The 17,537-nt window shown below is 61.7% G+C and carries 18 protein-coding genes; 3 read left to right on the top strand and 15 right to left on the bottom strand.

Going from position 1 to position 17,537, the window contains the following annotated elements; translation table 11 throughout:
• Nucleotides 1-293 precede the first annotated feature (293 nt).
• The 5 genes from AC2FNL_RS02600 to AC2FNL_RS02620 are packed head-to-tail and all read right to left on the bottom strand — an operon-like array spanning nt 294 to nt 5,319.
• Complete coding sequence (locus AC2FNL_RS02600; RefSeq protein ID WP_496832179.1) at nt 294-758, bottom strand: hypothetical protein; 465 nt, start codon at nt 756-758, stop codon at nt 294-296.
• Nucleotides 755-2,686 carry an AAA family ATPase gene (locus tag AC2FNL_RS02605; RefSeq protein WP_496832181.1) on the bottom strand — a complete coding sequence of 644 codons (1,932 nt, stop codon included), beginning with the start codon at nt 2,684-2,686 and terminating at the stop codon, nt 755-757. Before AC2FNL_RS02605 ends, AC2FNL_RS02600 begins: the two co-directional genes overlap by 4 nt.
• A 21-nt stretch (nt 2,687-2,707) precedes the next feature.
• Entirely contained in the window at nt 2,708-3,826 is a 1,119-nt protein-coding gene (locus tag AC2FNL_RS02610) for a hypothetical protein (RefSeq protein ID WP_496832183.1), read from the bottom strand.
• Entirely contained in the window at nt 3,819-4,250 is a 432-nt protein-coding gene (locus AC2FNL_RS02615; protein WP_093963667.1) for a hypothetical protein, read from the bottom strand. The genes AC2FNL_RS02610 and AC2FNL_RS02615 overlap by 8 nt, the downstream gene beginning before the upstream one ends.
• Nucleotides 4,240-5,319 carry a hypothetical protein gene (locus AC2FNL_RS02620; protein ID WP_496832185.1) on the bottom strand — a complete coding sequence of 360 codons (1,080 nt, stop codon included), beginning with the start codon at nt 5,317-5,319 and terminating at the stop codon, nt 4,240-4,242. Before AC2FNL_RS02620 ends, AC2FNL_RS02615 begins: the two co-directional genes overlap by 11 nt.
• A 289-nt stretch (nt 5,320-5,608) precedes the next feature.
• On the opposite strand from AC2FNL_RS02620, the gene AC2FNL_RS02625 reads away from it, so the two are divergent.
• On the top strand, nt 5,609-7,084 hold the full coding sequence (locus AC2FNL_RS02625; RefSeq protein WP_093963669.1) for an NAD-dependent succinate-semialdehyde dehydrogenase: 1,476 nt from the start codon (nt 5,609-5,611) through the stop codon (nt 7,082-7,084).
• 142 nt (nt 7,085-7,226) lie between these two features.
• On the opposite strand, the gene AC2FNL_RS02630 is transcribed toward AC2FNL_RS02625, so the two are convergent.
• The 6 genes from AC2FNL_RS02630 to AC2FNL_RS02655 form a co-directional block, all read right to left on the bottom strand.
• Nucleotides 7,227-7,694 (bottom strand): Hsp20 family protein, encoded by a 468-nt coding sequence (locus AC2FNL_RS02630; RefSeq protein ID WP_496832188.1) that lies wholly within the window; start codon nt 7,692-7,694, stop codon nt 7,227-7,229.
• A gap of 124 nt (nt 7,695-7,818) precedes the next feature.
• Nucleotides 7,819-8,637 (bottom strand): trypsin-like serine peptidase, encoded by an 819-nt coding sequence (locus AC2FNL_RS02635; RefSeq protein WP_496832190.1) that lies wholly within the window; start codon nt 8,635-8,637, stop codon nt 7,819-7,821.
• Nucleotides 8,634-9,440: a trypsin-like serine peptidase gene (locus AC2FNL_RS02640; RefSeq protein WP_170343167.1), complete on the bottom strand. Its 807-nt coding sequence runs from the start codon at nt 9,438-9,440 to the stop codon at nt 8,634-8,636. Before AC2FNL_RS02640 ends, AC2FNL_RS02635 begins: the two co-directional genes overlap by 4 nt.
• A 104-nt stretch (nt 9,441-9,544) precedes the next feature.
• Nucleotides 9,545-10,867, bottom strand: coding sequence for a glycolate oxidase subunit GlcF (gene glcF / locus AC2FNL_RS02645; protein ID WP_496832192.1), 1,323 nt, complete (start codon nt 10,865-10,867; stop codon nt 9,545-9,547).
• Between the two features lie 4 nt (nt 10,868-10,871).
• Nucleotides 10,872-11,972 carry a glycolate oxidase subunit GlcE gene (gene glcE / locus AC2FNL_RS02650; protein WP_496832194.1) on the bottom strand — a complete coding sequence of 367 codons (1,101 nt, stop codon included), beginning with the start codon at nt 11,970-11,972 and terminating at the stop codon, nt 10,872-10,874.
• 26 nt (nt 11,973-11,998) lie between these two features.
• Entirely contained in the window at nt 11,999-13,447 is a 1,449-nt protein-coding gene (locus AC2FNL_RS02655) for an FAD-linked oxidase C-terminal domain-containing protein (RefSeq protein WP_496832196.1), read from the bottom strand.
• Between the two features lie 81 nt (nt 13,448-13,528).
• On the opposite strand from AC2FNL_RS02655, the gene AC2FNL_RS02660 reads away from it, so the two are divergent.
• Nucleotides 13,529-14,239, top strand: coding sequence for a DUF599 domain-containing protein (locus AC2FNL_RS02660; protein WP_170343170.1), 711 nt, complete (start codon nt 13,529-13,531; stop codon nt 14,237-14,239).
• A gap of 35 nt (nt 14,240-14,274) precedes the next feature.
• A complete protein-coding gene (locus AC2FNL_RS02665; RefSeq protein WP_170343171.1) occupies nt 14,275-14,622 on the top strand; it encodes a hypothetical protein in 348 nt (115 codons plus the stop codon).
• Between the two features lie 3 nt (nt 14,623-14,625).
• Here the strand turns inward: AC2FNL_RS02665 and AC2FNL_RS02670 are convergent, their stop codons facing one another.
• The 4 genes from AC2FNL_RS02670 to AC2FNL_RS02685 form a co-directional block, all read right to left on the bottom strand.
• Nucleotides 14,626-15,111 carry a flavodoxin family protein gene (locus AC2FNL_RS02670; RefSeq protein ID WP_170343172.1) on the bottom strand — a complete coding sequence of 162 codons (486 nt, stop codon included), beginning with the start codon at nt 15,109-15,111 and terminating at the stop codon, nt 14,626-14,628.
• Between the two features lie 5 nt (nt 15,112-15,116).
• On the bottom strand, nt 15,117-15,587 hold the full coding sequence (gene rlmH, locus AC2FNL_RS02675) for a 23S rRNA (pseudouridine(1915)-N(3))-methyltransferase RlmH (protein WP_496832199.1): 471 nt from the start codon (nt 15,585-15,587) through the stop codon (nt 15,117-15,119).
• Between the two features lie 44 nt (nt 15,588-15,631).
• The gene (rsfS, locus tag AC2FNL_RS02680; protein WP_093963679.1) at nt 15,632-15,991 is read right to left on the bottom strand and encodes a ribosome silencing factor; all 360 of its coding nucleotides are present in this window, start codon (nt 15,989-15,991) and stop codon (nt 15,632-15,634) included.
• Nucleotides 15,992-16,155: 164 nt separating this feature from the next.
• Nucleotides 16,156-17,517: a mechanosensitive ion channel family protein gene (locus tag AC2FNL_RS02685; RefSeq protein WP_496832202.1), complete on the bottom strand. Its 1,362-nt coding sequence runs from the start codon at nt 17,515-17,517 to the stop codon at nt 16,156-16,158.
• Between the last annotated feature and the right edge of the window lie 20 nt (nt 17,518-17,537).

Here is a 17,537-nt window from a genome sequence, read left to right on the forward strand (position 1 = left end):
GCGGGACACGAAAATCGGAAACGTCTCCAACCTTCTCTGACGTAACCCAAAACACGCACTTTTTTAGAAACTTGCCAGGAAGTTCTGGCGCTACCAATTTAGAAAAAACGTGCAAATGGGAGTTTCTCACCCAGCTGTTTGCCTTCAAATTCCAACTAAACAGCTCGTCAATTAGTTTGTCTCTCGATGCTGCATTAGAAGGAGAGGCACCGTGTCGGTTTAACCTGCCAGCAAACATGACCTCTTCGCCGAAAGGATAGAACGAATTTCCAGCTTGCTTGTGTACAAACATGCTAGCAACGCCCTCGTTCTTTACGTGGTCTAGGTTTTTTTGCGGCGCCGAACGAGTAATGCCCCGCAGCCTCGTTTCTTACATCTCTCGCGAGTGAATACGATTCATCTAGTTGAAGTTCTTCCTTGAACTTGCGCAAGCAGTATTCGGCAACGCGTCTTACCTCGCTCTCAGCAGAATCTTTGCCGTTGACCAATTTCTTGATGCACTCATGAAACTCGAAGAGTTTCAAAGTCCAAATCCTCAAGATGCAGCTTTGTTGAATGAAAGCAGCAACGTTTATTGGTTCGTCTTTTTCGGAAGTCTGAGAAGTAGATAGAACCATACGCGCGATAACGTTCAACTCTGTAACTGCAAAACTACTCACCGCAAATAAAGCCAAACTGTCTCGGGAAACGTGGCTTAGTTCGCCCACATTCAGAGGCAATTCCTTAAAGTGTAGAGCAGAGTAGTTTTCGCCGCTCACCCCTTCCCCTCCAGATACCGCCGCTTGGCCTCTTCCATCCGGCCCATCTCACGGACGGCGTTTTCGATGGCGACCTCGTCGCTCTTGTCGGCATATCGGAACTCGCTGTCGGCGTAGCGGTTGATCTCTTGCATCACCATGTCCACCGTGATCGGCTGGCGCAGCTCCTCGATCATCGCCTTCTTGGTGTCGTAGTCGCGGAACAGGAACAGGTCGGGGTTTTCCATCCACTCGTCGGGCAGTTCGAAGTCCATCGCGCGGACCTTGACCGCGTCGGTAATGTTCTTGATGGCGCGGCCGGTAAAACGCTCATCCGCCTGCTGGATCGCCTTGAGGTAGGTGCCCAGCTTGGCAATGGTGTCCATCTGGCCGATCTCGCCAGACACCCGGTCATAAACCTGCAGCAAGGCGTCCTCATGCGGGCGGGAATGGCTTTCGAAACTGGCGGCGACGGCCTTCTTGATTTCCTGGGCGGCATAAGCGTCGTGTTCGCCCAGCGGGATGTCGTGGTTGCGGCCCATCAGCAGGTGCAGGATGTCGATATAATCCTCGCGCGTTTGTGGCCCGTCCACCAGAAACCGCGCGCCCGCCCGCTGGCGAAGGGCGTCATCAACATTCTCGGGGTAGTTCGAGAACATGCCAAAGGTGCAGTTGCCGCGCACGACAGTGTTGGCGCCGGCAAAGCTCTCCATCAGCACGGCAGTGATTTCCAGCTGGCCCGCGCTGGACTGCCGGTCGCCGCGTTTGCCCGCCAGCTGATCTATATCGTCGATCGTGCCAAAACCGATGACCGAGGGGTCGATGATCGTGTTGATGAACGCCTTGGCGTTCTGGCCGGATTTGCCCTGATAGCTGTCGATATTGTCGGTGCTCAGGTTCTGATAGCGGAACGGATAGCCCGCGTTCTGGCAGTAGTCATTGATCAGCCCGGCCATCATCTGGATCAGGGTCGTCTTGCCGGTGCCCGGCTTGCCGTCGCCCATGAAGGTAAAGATGAACCCGCCAAGCTCCGCGAACGGATTCAGGCGGCGGTCAAAATCATAAGCCATCAGCATCTTGGCCAGCTTCATGGCCTGATACTTGGCGATATGGTTGCCCACCACCTCGTTCGGTTTCTTGAACGTCATGGTGAGCGTGGTGGACTTGGCCTTCGACGCGGGCTCAAACCCCCGGATCGTCAGATCGTCGGCCTCGATATGCCAGGCGGCGTTCTGGAACGGGGCCAGATGATCAGCCGTTTGCGCGCGCAGAGCAGCTTTTTCCATCAGTTGCTCTGCATAGGCACTGGTGGCCGCGATCAGATGGGCATCATCTGGCGCGTGCTTGGCCAGAACCTGATCCAGCTCCCACAGGGCACCGTGCAGGGCGAGTTGGCCGTTGTCTGTCAGGACCTCTTCGATTTCACCGATTTCGACCGTGGTCTCCCCCAGATGCGAGGACATCAGATAGGCCAACGCATTACCGAAGGTGTGCAAGGTGATCAACGCTTCGGCGGTCAGCAGATCCGAGAATTCGGTCTTGCGCGCGGCGGCAAGATGTCCGGCCAGATTGGCGCGTTTCAGATCGGCCAGCGGGGTCTGGTCCGCATAGGTTTCGGCCACGGCTAAAGCGATGGCAATCGCCCGGCGGATCGCCTGCTGTGTGGTCGCCTGCTGTGGGGACACCAGCGCGTCGCCGTCATCCGCGGCCTCGATCCGTTCGACCAGATGCACCCCATCGGCCCGCGCAGTGCGGCGGGTTACCAACCCCGGCGTGGTCGACCGGAACCGCCGCCCCGTCGACACACCCGGAGACCGTTCGGCGGCGGCCTCGGCGGGTTTGGCTATACGCGGCGCATGCTCGAACCCGTTCAGCAATGCGGTGGCGGCAGGATAGTGCTTGCGAATATCGTCTTCGCGCAATTCCATCTGGTCTGACGTCAAACTCATTTCAAAATCGCCTTTGTATTATCAATATCGCAGAACCTGCCCAGACTTGCTGACCACGAACTTGCGCACATCCGCAAAGCCCGGCGGATTGCGTTCGGCCAGAACCTGGAACGGACGCTGGGGAAGGATGATCGAGCGCTGGGTGCGTGTGGCCCCGGTCTCGGCCCCCTGTCCGCCGAAGGGGTCCAACGCAAAGACCTCGCGCTCGACGGTCGAGAACCATCCGGCGCGTTCTTCGATGACCTCTTCGCTGTGCAGCTCTTCGGTGGTCCAGGCCAGTGCCCAGTCCTGCCCCGCGGGGGCTTGCGCGTCTTCCAGCACCTGCCGCAGAGGGCCGGACTGCTCGGTATAAGCCGAGGAATACATCGGACCCACATGAATGCGGCGTAGGTGTTTGGGGTGCAGGTCGTCGAAATCCTGATCGAAGCCTTTGGCGATGGTCACCAGTTTCAAGCCACCAAGCGACTGCGCCATCAGATGCGCCTGCACTTCGGGCCAGCGACGCTGGTCCTTGGGCAGGGCCGTTTTACCGCTGTCCTCCAACTGCATCAGGTAGATGACCGGCAGGTTGATCTGGCTGTCATAGACCGCCCAATGAATCAGGAATTTCCTACGTTCGCCCTCGGTCTCGATCCAATGGCACTCCGGATCATTGCGGGCCCAGAACAACTGACCTTTCAGCAATTCCTCGTAATAGAGTCTTTGAGACAGCGCGAATTGCAGCTTGGTGGGGATTTCCCTGTCGCTGATGATGGTCCGCACCATCTCGGTTTTCAGGTCATCTTCCGAGGGCATATTCGCCAGATGTACCTGCGCCTGCTGCGCGTCATTGGCCATGGTCAGCAACTCGGCCGCCACCGGAAACCCGCTGTCGCGCTTGTCCATGGCGAGGCTGCCAAAGAACCGCCCGGTATCACGCCCGACCAGCAGGTATTTCATGCTGAGCGCGCGGAAGGTGTAAAGCAGCCCCGAAAGGTAGCGCGACACGATCCGCACCTCTTGTTTGCTGATCGCACCTTCGGCCTCCATCGTCGCGGCCACGCGTAGGAGGTGGACGGTGATAACCTCGAATTTGCGGAAATAGCGGCGCGAGGCGAAGGTGTCGGTCAGACCGACATGGTCTTGGGTGGGGTCAGTCATTGGGCATACGTGAGCGACAAATTTTTGTCCTGCAATCTTCAAGTTGGGCTACAAAAATGAAGAGGTAGAGCCCAATGACGCCGCTCACCGGTAGTCCCCACTGCAAAAACAGTGGAATTCCAAGAAACATACCTGCGAAGGGCAGTGCCCACTCTTTTCTGTACTGACGCCAGAGAGCTTTTGAGAGAATTGCTTTTTCAAACGTAAACTCGTCCCCCCAATCCTCAGCAGCGTCTGGTGGGGACTTCACAAAGTAAGAGATCAGAAGCTGACCGGGTAGCATGGTCCAAATCGCGACCACACTTAGAGTTGGGATACTTGCAATCAGCCCGACGCCAAATGCAATCGTTAGGGCCACCGTTAGAATTGCCAGTACGGCTAGAGAGATATCTCGCGCAGAATAACGCACGCTCTCAACCACCATACAAATTCTTGTCATGCTTCTCGACAATCGAGGCAAACCGGCGCGCGAACCGCTCATCCGCCTTGGCCTTTTTCTCCAACACGTCGCGGGCAAAGACCATGTGGTCCTCATGCGCCTCAAGCATGTCGGCCATTTTCTGGTTGGTCGCGGTGCCGATGGCGGCCATGGCGGTTTGCGCCTCCTGGTCGGTCTGCACGCCGATCTCGTTGATGCGGTGGGCCACGTCCTGCTGCTGCGCGGTTTTCAGCGATTTGGTCAGGGCGTCATACAGCACCACACGCTGTTGCGTGTCTGTCTGCAGCTTGTTGATCAGCACCATCTGCGTCGCTGCCTGGTTCTGCAGTGAATCGACCCAGGTCTTGCCCTTTTCGATATAGCGCTCCAGCGTCTGGGACTTGGCCAGCTTGACCTGCTCTTCCTGAATCTTGGCGTTGTATTGCTTGTTCAGTTCGGCCAGTTCGGTTTCGAGCTTGGTGCGCGCGGCGGCGTCCTGCTCGACACTGATCTTGTTTTCCAGCGTGATGATCGCCGGGTCCATGCCCTGAATCTCGGCACGCAACGCTTCAAGTTCAGCCACGGTCGCCTCGCGGTCGTCCAGCGTGACGGTCAGGTTGTTCTCTACCTTCACGCGCTGCTCTTCCAGCACGGCCAGTTGTCCTTCCAGCAGCTTCACGATCACGTCTGATTTCGCGATCAGGTCCTGCAGCTTGTCGTCGATATTGGCTGAGCGCATCCGTTCTTGGCGCATGGACTCGGATTTACCCTTCGAGAAGATGCCCACGAACGATTCCCACCCGGTCTTCGAGCGCATCTCATCGAAATCCTTGGAAAACGCGCTGGTGACGTCGTCCAGCCCCATGATCAATTCGGCGATGTTCGCGTTCATCACCTCGGTATGGGCGTGCACGTCTTCAAGCGTGGCATTTTCGATGTCGATATCCGCTTCGGCCGTTCCGATCTTGGCGCGTGCGGCCTCGATCCGCGAGGTCAGCCCTTCGATCTGCGACTGGCTTTCGCGCACCTTGGCCTGGGTTTCCTCGATCAATGCTTCGAATTGCTGGTTCGACATCTGTCCAATCCTTGTTTTTCTTATCTACCCAACAAGATAGGGAATGTTATAACGATTTACATCCCCTTGGGTCTCTCAAATCACCGGAACTTTGGCAAAACCCTATCGAAAAAGATAGGCGTCAAAACCAACAGCTGGCTGGCTTTTGATGCTTTCTGGTCCTTGCAACGCACGCCGACCGATTTTTTGATCAAATCTGGATTGATTGACGCCCCCGGGTGGCCCTAGACATGTTCTGCGCCACCTGATTGGGTACGCGCAAATTCTTTCCCTGCCCGGAGGCCGACCCATGCTGGATACCACGACCGACCTGAAATCGCTTTTGAAGAACCCCGACCTTCTGGTCACCAAGGCCTATATCGGCGGGCAGTGGGTCGATGGTGACAACGGCACCTTTGCCGTCACCAACCCGGCCCGCGGCGACGTGATCGCCGAGGTCGCGGATGTCAGCCGCGCCCAGGTGGCCGGTGCCATCGCGCAGGCCGAGGCGGCACAGAAGGAATGGGCCAAGCTGACCGGCAAGGAGCGCGCCGCGATCCTGCGCCGGTGGTTCGACCTGATGATGGAAAACGCCGAGGATCTGGGCAAGATCCTGACCGCCGAACAGGGCAAACCCCTGGCCGAGGCGGTGGGCGAGATCGCCTATGGCGCGTCCTTCATCGAATTCTTCGGCGAAGAGGCCAAGCGGGTCTATGGCGAGACCATCCCCGGCCATCAGCGCGACAAGCGGATCATGGTGCTGAAACAGCCGATCGGGGTGGCGGCCTCGATCACGCCGTGGAACTTCCCCAACGCGATGATCACGCGCAAGGCAGGCCCGGCACTGGCCGCCGGCTGCGCCTTTGTCGCGCGCCCGGCCACTGAAACGCCCCTGTCGGCGCTGGTGCTGGCGCTGCTGGCCGAACAGGCCGGCGTTCCGGCGGGTGTGTTCAACGTGGTGCCCTCGTCACAGGCCAGCGAGATCGGCAAGGAGTTCTGCGAGAACCCCGGCGTGCGCAAGCTGACCTTTACCGGCTCGACCGAGGTGGGCCGGATCCTGCTGCGCCAAGCCGCGGACCAGGTCATGAAATGCTCGATGGAGTTGGGCGGCAACGCGCCGTTCATCGTGTTCGACGACGCCGATCTGGATGCCGCCGTCGAAGGCGCGATGCTGTGCAAGTTCCGCAACAACGGCCAGACCTGCGTCTGCGCCAACCGCATCTATGTTCAGGCCGGTGTCTATGACGCCTTTGCCGCCAAGCTCAAGGCCGCGGTCGAGGCGTTGAAAATCGGCGACGGCTTGTCCGATGGCACAACGACCGGCCCGCTGATTAGCGACGAGGCGGTGGCCAAGGTGCAGGAACATATCGCCGATGCCACGGCCAATGGCGGCGCGATCCTGACCGGTGGCCTGCCGCACGATCTGGGCGGCACCTTCTTCCAGCCGACGATTATCACCAACGTGACCCAGGACATGAAGGTCGCGCAGGAAGAAACCTTTGGCCCGCTGGCGCCCCTGTTCAAGTTCGAGGACGAGGACGAGGTCATCGCCATGGCCAATGACACGATCTTCGGCCTCGCCTCGTATTTCTACGCCAAGGATCTGAGCCGCGTGTACAAGGTGGCCGAGGCGCTGGAATACGGCATCGTCGGCATCAACACCGGGATCATCAGCTCGGAACTGGGTCCGTTTGGTGGCGTTAAGCAATCCGGCCTTGGCCGTGAAGGCAGCCACCACGGCATGGAAGACTATCTTGAGATGAAATACATCTGCATGGCGGTCTGATCGGACGGACCATGAGACAAGGGCGCCTTTGGGCGCCCTTTTTCTTTTCAAGCGTCATGAAAAAACCCCGCGTCCGGAGGAACGCGGGGTTGTGCGACAACCGAGGGAGGAGACGATTATCGCCGCTTGGGCGGTCTCAGCCTCAGTTCACGGGCTTGGCGTCAACCACGTCCTTTTCGATCGCCTTGGTCGAGGTGATCTCGATCCGGCGCGGTTTCAGCGCCTCGGGCACCTCGCGCTTCAGGTCGATGTGCAGCATACCGTTTTCCAGGCTGGCGCCGGTCACGCGGACATGGTCAGCCAGGGCAAAACGACGCTCGAAAGCGCGGGTGGCGATGCCGCGATGCAGATAGGTGCGCTTGGTGTCTTCGGTGGCTTTCTTGCCGGCCACGACCAGCGCGTTTTCCTTGACTTCGATCGTCAGGTCATCTTCGGCAAAGCCGGCGACTGCGATCGAAATGCGATACGCATCGGCATCGGTTTTTTCGATGTTGTACGGGGGATAGCTGGGTTGTGACACGTCGCTGGTCATGACCCGATCCATGATGTCGGCAATCTGGTCAAAGCCGACGGTTGCACGGTGCAGTGGTGCAAAATCAAAGCTACGCATGTTCGTTATCCTCATGTTCAGAGCGATTTACGAGTTTTGCCCTCCGATTGGACGGGCGTTGGCGATCGTCGGACCCCGGTTTGGCTGCCCGACACACATGAGATGGGAAAGGATCTGGCTGAGTTCAAGACCCGCCGGAGCTGATGAATTTCGCGCCCGAGCTGGATTTGCCCGAGCCGACCTGCAGCCGCCGGATCTTGGCCTTTGGCTGCGGCGCATCCCGCCGCATGATCGCCTTGAGGTCCGAGACGATCCCCTCAAGTTCCATGCCGAACACGACCTTGCGACGGCCGTCGGTACCAACCGCCGATACCACAGAAAGGATCTGCCAACGCGGCCCGTTTCGCGCCAGAATGGCCGAACCGGAGGATCCGAACGTGACATCGCAATTGAAGGTAATCAGGCCTTGGCGCCGCTCCAGAATCCGGCAGGACCGCTGGCGCGTGATTGCCTCGGATCGGCCGCGCCCGTACGAAGCGATGCTGATTTCATCCCCGGCGACCCGGCCACTGTGCAAAGCAAATGGGTTGGCGACGGTATACGGGATCGGTTGATCGAGTCGCATCAGGGCGACATCGACCCGGACCATCTCGGGTGACAGGCCAACCCGGGGATCATAGTCGGGAAGGACGGCGATCTGCACGACCGTGCCTTCGGCAAGCGCATGTCCATCGCTCAGACCTGCGCGAAAGGTGACTTCGCCGGGTGCATAGGTCCGGCCGGTGGCCTTGTCCGTCGCACAATGGGCTGCGGTCAGAACAAGATCCTGCGCGATCAGCGTGCCGGTGCAGAATGAGCGGTCTCCGATGTCCAGCCGCCCGATCGCCTCCCAACCATACAGGTCGTCCCGATCGGTCAGCCGGCGCTTGCCACTGTCCTGGGCCACCGCCGACGCAGCAATCCCGGCCAAAATCAGGGCCGCTGTCACGATACGGCAGGTCATGGCCGGACAAACCTTGCGCCGACGTTCTTTCCCGGCTCGAGCGTCTTGCCGGACGCGCCGAATCCATTCCCTGCGGACAGCTCGGTGCGCAGCACCTCCAGCGACTCTTCCAGCGCTGTTCCCAACGATACCCGCCGGCCTTCCAATTCGGCCTTCGCGGACACGACCGATACGATCCGGGGGTGATCCCCTGAGAACGAGAAGATCGGCGCGCCGGACGCACCCAAATCCACGTCACAGGACATGACCAGCACCCCCGATTGCTGCGCCATGACCGAGCAGACCTGTTGCAGAGAAGGGGCTTCTGCGCGGTTGTGGGCGTACGAAACCACTCCGACATCCTCGCCACGCGTTGGCCGGTAGCCGGTTTCAAACGGGATCACGGTCGTATTTCGGATCGGCTGCCACAACTCGATCAGCGCGACGTCGTGGCGCACGCGGCTGACGGATGCGGCGCGGTCATACTCGTACTCCGGATGAATGACCGCCTGGCGCGCCGTGCGATAGGCCGATGCGCGGCCGTGTCGCCACCCCGCCAGAAACTCGATTTGGCCCGGATCAATTCGTTGGCGGGTCGCTTGGTCGAACAGACAATGCGCTGCGGTCAGAACAAGCGTGGGAGAGATCAGCGCACCAGTGCAGAAGCCGGTGCCGTCGATGTTCAGCCGTCCGACCGCCATCCATTCGCGCCCGGAATCCGAGGTTTCAAGGCTTTGTAGCCCAGTATCCTGCGCCGTGGCTGCCAATGGCAGAACACATAACGCTATCGCCCTGATCCATGTGCGCACGCGGTTCTCCGGCATGAGGTATCGGCCAATCTACTTACGCGTGGCGTTTGGCGAAAATAGGGCAGAGCCGGACCGCGCCTAATCCGCACCAGACTGATGCGTCGGCGCATCAGGCCCGATCACCGCAGGATCGGCACCGTATCCGCAGGGTGTCCGGCCCGATCCAGTGCAGGGGGCCGAGGCCCGCCCGTGGCCCAATCCAACAGCTCGACCGTATGCACGATGGGCAGTCGGGTGCCCGACCCGATCTGCATCATGCAGCCGATGTTGCCGGCCGCGATCAGATCGGGGTTCTTGGCCTCGAGCGTACGCACCTTGCGCTGTTTCAACTTGGCCGAGATCTCGGGCTGCATCAGGTTGTAGGTGCCCGCGCTGCCACAGCACAGGTGGCTGTCGGCGGGTTCGACCACGGTGAACCCCGCCCTTTTCAGCAGGTCTTTGGGATAGGTCTTGATCTGCTGCCCGTGTTGCAGCGAGCAGGCCGCGTGATAGGCCACCGTCAGTCCCTTGTCGTCACCCAGCGGCAAGTCCAGCTGCATCAGGATCTCGCTGACATCCATGGCAATGCCCGACACCCGCGCCGCGTCCTCGGCCAGCGGATCGTCGCGGAACATGTGCCCGTAATCCTTGACGGTGGTGCCGCAGCCCGAGGTGTTGATGACGATCGCATCCAATCCCTTGCCGTCCATCTCGCGCGTCCAGGCACGGATATTGGCGGCGGCGGTGGCATGGCTTTCGCGGGTCTTGCCCATGTGATGGGTCAACGCTCCGCAGCAGCCGGCGCCCTCGGCCACGACGACCTCGCAGCCCAGCCGGGTCAGCAGGCGGATCGTGGCATCGTTGATGTCGGTGTTCAGCGCCTTTTGCGCACAGCCCGTCATCAGAGCCACGCGTTTGATCGCCTGCCCCTTGGGCGCAAAGCTTTGGGGCTCGTCATTGCGGCTGACCGGCGGGATGTGTTTCGGCGCCATGTCCAGCATCGCCTTCAGGCGCGCGTCGGGCATCAGAAAGCGGAACGGCCGCCCCAGCTTGGCCCCGATCAGCGCCCAGCGGAATCGCATCGGATAGGGCAGGATCCGCGCCAGAACCCACCGCAGCGCCCGGTCCGAGAAGGGGCGCGTGTAGCGGTTTTCGATATATTCACGCGCGTGATCGACCAGATGCATGTAATGCACGCCCGACGGGCAGGTCGTCATGCAGGCCAGGCAGGACAGGCAGCGGTCAATATGCTTGACGGTCTTTTCATCCGGCACACGCTCGTTTTCCAGCATGTCCTTGATCAGGTAGATGCGCCCGCGGGGGCTGTCCAATTCGTCGCCCAGGACCTGATAGGTCGGGCAGGTGGCGGTGCAGAACCCGCAATGCACGCAGTTGCGCAAAATCTCGTTTGCGCGACGGGTGCCGGGGTCTTTCAACTGGTCTTCGGTGAATGTGGTCTGCATCGCCCTATCCCATCAGCCCGGGGTTGAACACGCCGCGCGGGTCGAATTTCTGTCGAATCCCCTGTGTCAGAGCCGCAATGCCCTGCGGTTCCGGCTGGAACCGGCCCAGCCGGGCAAGGGTATCGGCCCCGGCCCGCACCAGCGTGGCGTGGCCGGAAAACGCGCCAATGCGCGCGCGCAGGTCGGTGCCTGCGGGCACCAGCGCCCAGATCAGCCCCCCGCCCCAGTCGAACAGGGTCCGATCAGCCTCGGCCCGCGCGGCGATTTCGGGCGCGTCGCCGGGTTTGACCGAGATCCGCCAGACATCGCCGGGCGTGTCGGCGAAATCGGCTGCATCGCGGACCCTCTGCCACAGGGCGTCCGACGGCTCTGCCGGATCAACCGCGCCGAACTGGCCCAGCAACTCCTGCAGGCGCCCGGTGCGGTACGAGACCGATTCCGCAAACCCCTCGATCCGGATTAAGGCGCGCTGCTGCTGCGGATCATAGGCCGCGCCGGTGACCTCAAAGGGTGATTTCAGCGCCTCGGACAGGATGCGAACTGCGGTCGCGGCGTCCTTGGCGGGTATGGCCAGCGTCGCGCTGGCCTCGGGTTTGGGCAGCACCTTCAGCGATACCTCGGTCAGCACGCCCAGCGTGCCCCAGGACCCGGCCATCAGCTTGACCAGATCATAGCCGGTGACGTTCTTCATCACCCGGCCGCCATTCTTGATGACCTGCCCCCGCCCGTCGACAAAGCGCACACCCAGTAGGAAATCGCGGCAGGCCCCGGCCTGGATCCTGCGCGGCCCCGAGACGTTGGCGGCCACGACACCGCCGATCGTGGGCGCGCCCGTGGACCCCAGCAAGGCGCGATGATCCATCGGCTCGAACGCCAGCTGCTGACCTTCGGCCTCCAACGCGGCCTCGATCTCGGCCAGCGGGGTTCCGGCCTGCGCCACAAGCGTCAGCGCCCCCGGCTCGTACAGGGTGATCCCGCGCAGCCCCTCGGTGCTCAGCACCTGGTCGGGGCCGTCCACGCCACGGGTTCCCCCGCCCTTGATCCGCACCGGGCCGTTCAGCCCGGCCACGATTTCGGCCAGTTCAGACTCTGATTCAGGTCTCATTGCGGGGTCCGTTCTGTGTTGGGAATTCATTCCGCCGCCATCTTCAGGGTGCGGCGGGGTGCACTGGCATCCAGCGGGAACACCTTGGCGGGGTTCAGCAGCCATTTCGGGTCGAACACGTCCTTGACGGCCATCTGCGCCTCAAGGTCCTGCGGCGCGTATTGGTGATGCATCAGGTCGCGTTTTTCGATGCCCACCCCATGCTCGCCGGTCAGGCAGCCGCCGGCGTCGACGCACAGTTTCAGGATCTCGGCCCCGAAGGCCTCACATTTTTCCAGATCGCCGGGCTTGTTCGCATCGAACAGGATCAGCGGGTGCATGTTGCCGTCGCCGGCGTGGAACACGTTGCCCACCGCCAGACCGTATTCCTTGCTCAGTTCGCCGATGCGGCGCAGCACGTCCGGCAGGGCCGACACCGGGATCGTTCCGTCCAGGCACATATAGTCGTTGATCTGCCCCATCGCGCCAAAAGCCGACTTCCGGCCCAGCCAGATGCGGGCGCTTTCCTCGGCCGACTGGCTTTCGCGCAGCTCGACCGGGTTGTGGCGTTTGGCGATCTCGACGATCTTGGCCAACTGGCTATCGATCTCGGCGTCCGAGCCTTCGACTTCGACGATCAGCAGCGCCTCGCAATTCGGATAGCCGGCATGGGCAAAATTCTCGCAGGCTTCGATGCACAGCCGGTCCATGAACTCGATCGCCACGGGCAGGATGCCCGACTTGATGATGTCCGAAACGCATTCGCCCGCCACCGCATTGTCATCAAAGCCCATCAGGACCGGGCGCGCGCCCTCGGGCTTGCGGAGGATGCGCAGCGTCGCCTCGGTGACGACCCCCAGCTGACCTTCCGAGCCGCAGATCACTCCCAGCAGGTCCAGCCCGCCGGAATCCAGATGCGCGCCGCCGATCTCGACCACGCGGCCATCCATCAGCACCATGGTCACGCCCAGCAGGTTGTTGGTAGTCACGCCGTATTTCAGGCAATGCGCCCCGCCCGAGTTCATCGCGATATTGCCCGCGATGGCGCAGGCCAGCTGCGACGACGGATCGGGCGCATAGAAGAAATCCTGCTCCTCGACCGCGCCGGTGACGCTCAGATTGGTGCGGCCGGTCTGCACGCGGATGAAGCGGTTGTCATAGTCGACCTCAAGCACCTCGTTCATGCGGGCCACGCCCAGGATCACGCAATCGGCCGTAGGCAGCGCCCCACCGGCCAGCGAGGTCCCGGCCCCGCGCGGCACGACCGGCACGCCTTCGTCATGGCAGATGCCCAGAATGTCCGAGACCTCCTGCGTCGAGGACGGCAGAACCGCGATCATTGGCGCGCATTTGTAGGCGGTCAGGGCGTCGCATTCATAGGCGCGGGTTTCGGCCGGATCGGCGATGATGGCATCTTCGGGCAGGACCTGCCGCAGACGGGCAAGCACGCTGGCCTTGCGGGCCAGAACGTCGGGGTTGGGCTGTGGCATGTCCATGGCGAGTCCTCCGATTTGGTAAAATAATATTACCAATTTCTGCGTCTGGCAAGTTGCCTTCGTCGGACGTACTGTCGCGCCATGACATTGACCGAACGCGCCCTGCTGTTTTCGCCCCTGGACTACGCCGCCGTCCTGCTGTTGCTGATCGCCTGGCAATGGATCGGATGGCGGATCGAGAACCCCGCGCCCGGCAAGCGCTCGGTCGCGGTGATGATGGATGAATTCCGCCGCTGCTGGATGCGCGAAATGGTGACCCGTCAGCCCCGCATGTTCGACGCCCAGGTCGTGGGCACGATGCGTCAGGGCAGCACGTTCTTTGCCTCGACCACGATGATCGCCATCGGGGGTGGGCTGGCCCTTCTGGGCAATACCGAGCGGCTGTCGGGCGTCGCCAAGGATCTGGCGATAGGCAGCGCGCCGGCCATGGTGTGGGAGGTCAAAATCCTGATCGTGCTGCTGTTTCTGTCGAATGCCTTTCTGAAATACGTCTGGGCGCATCGGTTGTTCGGCTACTGCGCGGTGCTGATGGCGGCGGTGCCGAACGACCCAGAGGATCCGCAGGCCTATCCCCGCGCGGCGCAGGCGGCCGAGATCTGCGTGACCGCCGCGCGCAGCTTCAACCGTGCCCTGCGCTCCACCTATTTCGCGCTGGCGTCGCTGGCCTGGATCCTGGGCCCGATCGCGCTGATCATCGGCACGCTTCTGACGCTGGGAGTGCTGTACCGACGCGAGTTTGCCTCGCATTCCCGCGCGATCCTGCTGAGCCTGCCGCCGGACACGCAGACGTGATCGCGCCCCGCCCGATCAGATCATAGACTGGCGAAATGCGACACCTGATCCCCTGCCTGCTTCTGGCCGCCCCGGCCCTCGCCGACCCGCCGATGGTCGAAAATGTCACCGCGACGCGCACGGGCGAGACCTGGCGATTCGACGTGACCATCCGCCACCCCGATACCGGGTGGGACCACTATGCCGATGGCTGGCGTGTTCTGGCGATGGACGGGACCGAGCTGGGGATGCGGGTGCTGCATCACCCGCACGAGACCGAGCAGCCCTTTACCCGATCGCTGGGCGGGGTCGCGATCCCCGAAGGCGCGAGTCAGGTTCAGGTACAGGCCCGGTGCAGTGTCGATGGTTGGAACGCGGACACCACGCTTGTGGCTCTGGACTGATCGTCAGAACACGCCCAGCGACAACCCGGCGCCCAGCGCCGCGCCGATCTCGCGACATTTGTCCAGTTCATCCTCGGGGATGGTCTTTTCCGCCAATATCGCCTCGGGCGTCTGGGCATGGGTGCAGACGATGAGGGGCGGCTGCACCTCTTTCAAACGCCAACCGGTGGCGATGCGTGCCAGTTGCCGCGCCGCGTTCTGACCGTCGGACCCGGCGCAGATCATCTGCGCATAGGGCCGCCCCTCGATCCGGCCCAGAACCGGATAGTAGCATCGGTCGAAGAAGTCCTTCATGACGCCTGACAGCGCCGCCAGGTTCTCGGGCGCGCAAAAGATGTATCCGTCGGCCGCGAGCAGATCGTCGGGCCCCGCCTGGTCGGCGGGTTTCAGGCTGACCTCGGCCTCGGCGCCGGCCGCCCGTGCGGCCGCCTCGGCCATCTGCCGGCTTCCGCCGGTGCGGGAATGGTAGACGATCAGCAGACGGGCCACGGCGGTCAGGCCCGATGGTACGGGCCGCCCGACAGGATCGTCGCGGCACGATAGAGTTGTTCGGACAGCATCACCCGGACCAGCATATGCGGCCAGACCATCGCGCCGAAAGAAATCGAAAAATCAGCCTCAGCCCGCAGCGCCGGGTCGATCCCGTCGGCACCACCGATGACAAAGGCCAGATCCTGCCGGCCCATGTCACGCCACCCGGCCAGTTTCTGCGCGAAATCGGGTGACGACATCACCTTTCCCCGCTCGTCCAATGTGCAGATCACCGCCCCAGTGGGCATCGCCTTGCGCAGCAAGCCGGCCTCGGCGCCCATACCGGCGTTCTTCTTGTCTTCGACCTCGATCACGCGCGCAGGCCCCAGGCCTAGGCCGCGGCCGGTCCGGTCGAAACGGGTCAGATAGTCGTCAAGCAGGTTCTTCTCCGGTCCGGCACGCAATCGCCCGACCGCACAAATGCTGATACGCATGTCGCTCTCGCCGCCGGCCCTTCAATACGGGCCGGGATGGCGCCTCAGTTGGCCGAGGCGCTGCCGCCCTGAGGCAGCCACATCTTTTCCAGCTGGTAGAATTCGCGCACTTCGGGGCGGAAGATATGGACGATCACGTCGCCCGTATCGATCAGCACCCAGTCGCCGGCATCCTTGCCTTCGACCTTCGAGGTGAAACCGAATTCCTGCTTGATGCGATCCGTCAGCTTTTCCGCCATCGCCGACACCTGACGCGTCGACCGGCCCGAAGCGATGACCATGTAGTCGGCCACCGAAGACTTGCCCTGCAGGTTGATCTGCACAACATCTTCGGCCTTGTCATCGGAAAGTGAGGAAAGGATGCGTTCAAGCAGCTTGTCGCTGATTGACTGAGAGCGGGCCATCACAGCGGCCCCTTCATCGGCGGGCAAACCCGCCTGTGTGTGTAGAGACAGGACATGGTCCTCCTTGCTAAAGCGCCGCGTAACCCCGGCGCCGGGGTACTATTAAGGTAGCAAGGCAATTGCAACATTTCAATGAACGGCAACCGTTGATGGCACGGGGTTGATCAATCCGTGTCCAGATGTGGCACAGAGGTGTCGGTGGCGCCCTGCCCCAGCAGGCGCACTTCGCGCTGCGGGAAGGGAATCGAAATGCCCTCGGCCTGGAATGCATCCCACAGCGCCAGATAGACATTGCCGCGGATGTTGGTCAGGCCGGCCGTCGGGTCCCGGATCCAGAACCGCAGCACGTAATCGACGCTGCTGTCGCCGAACCCGGTGATGTGGCAGACCGGTTCGTGCTTGCCGCCGCTCAGAACGCGTTTGACTGATTTCACCGTTCGCACGGCGGTCTCGCGCACCTTGTGCGGGTCGTCGCCGTAGCTGGTGCCGAAGGTCAGATCGAGGCGGACGAACTCGTCGGAATGGGACCAGTTCACCACCTGCCCGGTAATCAGATCCTCGTTCGGGATCAGGTATTCGCGCCCGTCGCGGGTAACGACCGAGACGTAGCGGGCGCCCAGCGCGTTGATCCAACCGAACGTATCGCCCAGCGAGATCACGTCGCCCGGCTTGATCGACCGGTCCATCAGGATGATGATCCCCGAGATCAGGTTCGACACGACCTTTTGCAGGCCGAAGCCGATGCCCACGCCGACCGCACCGGACAACAGCGCGATCCCGGTCAGGTCGAATCCCAGCGTCCGGATCCCGACCAGAAAGACCAGCCCGTAAAACGCGACCTGGATACCCTTGGCCAGCAGCACCTGCATAGAAGGCGAGATGTCGTCATTGCTTTTCAGCCCGCGTTCAGCCGCCCGGGTGCCAAGCCGCGCCAGCACCAACAACGTGCCAATTAGCAGAATGGCCTTGAGAATCCCCAATGCCGAGATGTGAAGGCTGCCGATCGAAATGGCCACGCCGTCCAGAAACTCGGCTACGTCATCGGTCAGACTCAGCGCGACCAGCGTGGCGTAGATCCACATCGACCAGCGGAAGATGCGCCGAATCGTCCGGTTGCGGACCAGTCGCGAAATCAGCGCGATCGCCAGCCACGCGGTTGCCAGCGTTGCCAGAACACCGATGATGTAACTCCGCGATGGCCAGGTGACCTGCTGCATCACCAGATAAACGCCCCAGGCCAGCACGACGAAGTAGACCAGCGTCATCCGCTGCATCAGCTGAACCAGAACCCGCAACCGCCATTTTGGCCATCCACTGCGTGCCCGCGCCCAGGCTTCCCACCGGCTTTTTGTCAGCAGAGTCAAAAGGAAGGACAGCGCCACCAGCCCTAGGATGATGGCGATCTGATACTGCCTCCACCCCGGAGTCACGATCAGCTCGACCAGGTTCCCAAGCTGCAACAGAAAGGCCTCGGCCATGTTGTCGAACAGCTCTGAAATCGAACTTGGGATCAAATCATTGTCCATGCGGGTCTCCTGCCGCCAGA

The sequence above is a fragment of the Ruegeria sp. CRTD044 genome (assembly GCF_059613485.1).

Coding starts and splice junctions, on each gene's coding strand:
- AC2FNL_RS02640 (WP_170343167.1), bottom strand. CDS start 9,440: ATGCCGGAGAACCGCGTGCGCACATGGATCAGGGCGATAGCGTTATGT.
- AC2FNL_RS02610 (WP_496832183.1), bottom strand. CDS start 3,826: ATGACTGACCCCACCCAAGACCATGTCGGTCTGACCGACACCTTCGCC.
- AC2FNL_RS02615 (WP_093963667.1), bottom strand. CDS start 4,250: ATGGTGGTTGAGAGCGTGCGTTATTCTGCGCGAGATATCTCTCTAGCC.
- glcF (WP_496832192.1), bottom strand. CDS start 10,867: ATGCAGACCACATTCACCGAAGACCAGTTGAAAGACCCCGGCACCCGT.
- rlmH (WP_496832199.1), bottom strand. CDS start 15,587: ATGCGTATCAGCATTTGTGCGGTCGGGCGATTGCGTGCCGGACCGGAG.
- AC2FNL_RS02655 (WP_496832196.1), bottom strand. CDS start 13,447: ATGGACATGCCACAGCCCAACCCCGACGTTCTGGCCCGCAAGGCCAGC.
- rsfS (WP_093963679.1), bottom strand. CDS start 15,991: ATGGCCCGCTCTCAGTCAATCAGCGACAAGCTGCTTGAACGCATCCTT.
- glcE (WP_496832194.1), bottom strand. CDS start 11,972: ATGAGACCTGAATCAGAGTCTGAACTGGCCGAAATCGTGGCCGGGCTG.
- AC2FNL_RS02685 (WP_496832202.1), bottom strand. CDS start 17,517: ATGGACAATGATTTGATCCCAAGTTCGATTTCAGAGCTGTTCGACAAC.
- AC2FNL_RS02620 (WP_496832185.1), bottom strand. CDS start 5,319: ATGTCGAACCAGCAATTCGAAGCATTGATCGAGGAAACCCAGGCCAAG.
- AC2FNL_RS02660 (WP_170343170.1), top strand. CDS start 13,529: ATGACATTGACCGAACGCGCCCTGCTGTTTTCGCCCCTGGACTACGCC.
- AC2FNL_RS02605 (WP_496832181.1), bottom strand. CDS start 2,686: ATGAGTTTGACGTCAGACCAGATGGAATTGCGCGAAGACGATATTCGC.
- AC2FNL_RS02665 (WP_170343171.1), top strand. CDS start 14,275: ATGCGACACCTGATCCCCTGCCTGCTTCTGGCCGCCCCGGCCCTCGCC.
- AC2FNL_RS02630 (WP_496832188.1), bottom strand. CDS start 7,694: ATGCGTAGCTTTGATTTTGCACCACTGCACCGTGCAACCGTCGGCTTT.
- AC2FNL_RS02625 (WP_093963669.1), top strand. CDS start 5,609: ATGCTGGATACCACGACCGACCTGAAATCGCTTTTGAAGAACCCCGAC.
- AC2FNL_RS02635 (WP_496832190.1), bottom strand. CDS start 8,637: ATGACCTGCCGTATCGTGACAGCGGCCCTGATTTTGGCCGGGATTGCT.